This window comes from Actinospica sp. (assembly GCF_035552695.1).
GTDB lineage: Bacteria > Actinomycetota > Actinomycetes > Streptomycetales > Catenulisporaceae > Actinospica.
Genome location: NZ_DASZKT010000165.1, coordinates 1 through 1,576, shown reverse-complemented (window position 1 = coordinate 1,576; position 1,576 = coordinate 1). Strand labels below are relative to the sequence as shown.

Sequence of the window (1,576 nt, the reverse complement as noted above, 5' to 3'; positions counted from 1 at the left end):
GTGGAGGCTGCGTGTCAGCAGGTGCTGGCGATCCGTGAGAGCGGTGCTTTCAACGGTGTGCATCTGGTATCTGTGGGCCGCTACCGTCAGGTCGCCGCCATGCTGGAAACCGAACTTCAACCGCGAGTACGAGCCACGGCCTCAGGGACTGAACCACATGCTGGGTACGTGAGGGCCTCGCCGTGACGGGCGGGCCTCATGCCTGTACTGCCCGCTTGATTCACGCTGCCTTGAGCCGGGTGCGTTCCGCGGCCACGATCGCCTGCCGCAGTTCGGTCTCTGAGCCGGTTTCCACCGCGTCCGGTGTCGCGTTCGCCATGTCGCTGCGACGCGCGTACTCGTCGAACGCCTCGCGCTTGTCAGCAAGCAGTTCGAGGATTCGCTGGTCGACGCTGTCCTCGCACAGCAGCCGGTGTACGTCCACCCGGCGAACCTGGCCCATCCGGTGCGCGCGGGCGATCGCCTGCTCCTCGATTGACGGCGTCAGTTGCGGCTCGGCGATGATGATCACCGACGCGGCCTGGATGTTCAGGCCCACGCCGCCCGCCTGGATCTGGGAGATCAGCACCGCGGGTCCTTTGACGTTCGTGAGCTCGTCCACCATCGCCTGGCGGTCGGCCGGCGAAATGCCCCCGGTCAGCGGGCCGACGACGGTGATGCCGGGGACGCCGTCACGCCCGGACAGCACCTCGGCCACCGTCTCAAGCACGTCGCGGAAGTACGAGAACACGATGACCTTGCGCCCGCCGTCTGCTGCCTCGCTGACGATCTCCACCAGCCGCCGGAGCTTGGCCGATCCCTTCACCGTGCCCGGGTCGAACGCGGCCCGGCGCATCGCCATGAAGTTCCCTTCGAGTACCGCCTTCCGGTACGCGCGCATCGCCGCTCCCTCGAGCGCCACCCACTCCTGGGTCTCCAGCCGGCTCGGCAGTTCGCTGAGCACGTCTTCCTGATTACGCCGCAGGTAAACGGGCGCCACCTGCTCCCGGAACCTCGTGCCATCCAGCGCCTCATCCTTGATGTGCAGGTCTTCGGCGACTTGCGGGCGCAGGTGCCCGACGAGAACCCGGAACTCCTCGACCCTGTTCTCCATCGGGGTCCCCGTCAGGAACAGTGCCCGCCTGCTCCGGTCGGCCCACTCGCTAACCGCCTGGGTGCGCAACGCGTTCGGGTTCTTCGCGTAGTGCGCCTCGTCGACGACCATCATCGCCACCGCGACGTCCAGGTCTCCCGGCATGGTGCGCAGCGCCTCGAACGTCGTGACGGCAACGCCGCCGTTGGCCGCCCACTCCTGCTCGGCCGCCCGCCGCTTCGCGCCTGGCAGGTGGAGCCGACGGGCCTCGAGCAGCGTGTGCCGCTCCACCTCGCGCGTCCAGTTGATGACCACGCTCGCCGGGCAGACGACCAGGAAGTGCGTCGCGCCCTTGGCCGCCAGGTGGCACATCGCGGCGAGTGACTCTATCGTCTTGCCCAGGCCCATCTCGTCGCCGAGGATCACCCGCTCCTGGACCAGCGCGAACTTCGCGCCGAACGCCTGGTAACCGCGCAGCGATACCTTGAGCAGGGACTGGTCGAG

General features: G+C 68.0%; 1 protein-coding gene and 1 pseudogene. One reads left to right on the top strand and one right to left on the bottom strand.

Going from position 1 to position 1,576, the window contains the following annotated elements:
• A pseudogene (locus VG296_RS32955) lies at positions 1–108 on the top strand (methylenetetrahydrofolate reductase); the annotation flags it as partial.
• 112 nt (positions 109–220) lie between these two features.
• Here VG296_RS32955 and VG296_RS19690 read toward each other — a convergent pair.
• Positions 221–1,576, bottom strand: a 1,356-nt coding sequence (locus tag VG296_RS19690) for a DEAD/DEAH box helicase (RefSeq protein WP_325567662.1), incomplete at its 5' end; no start/stop codon positions are given.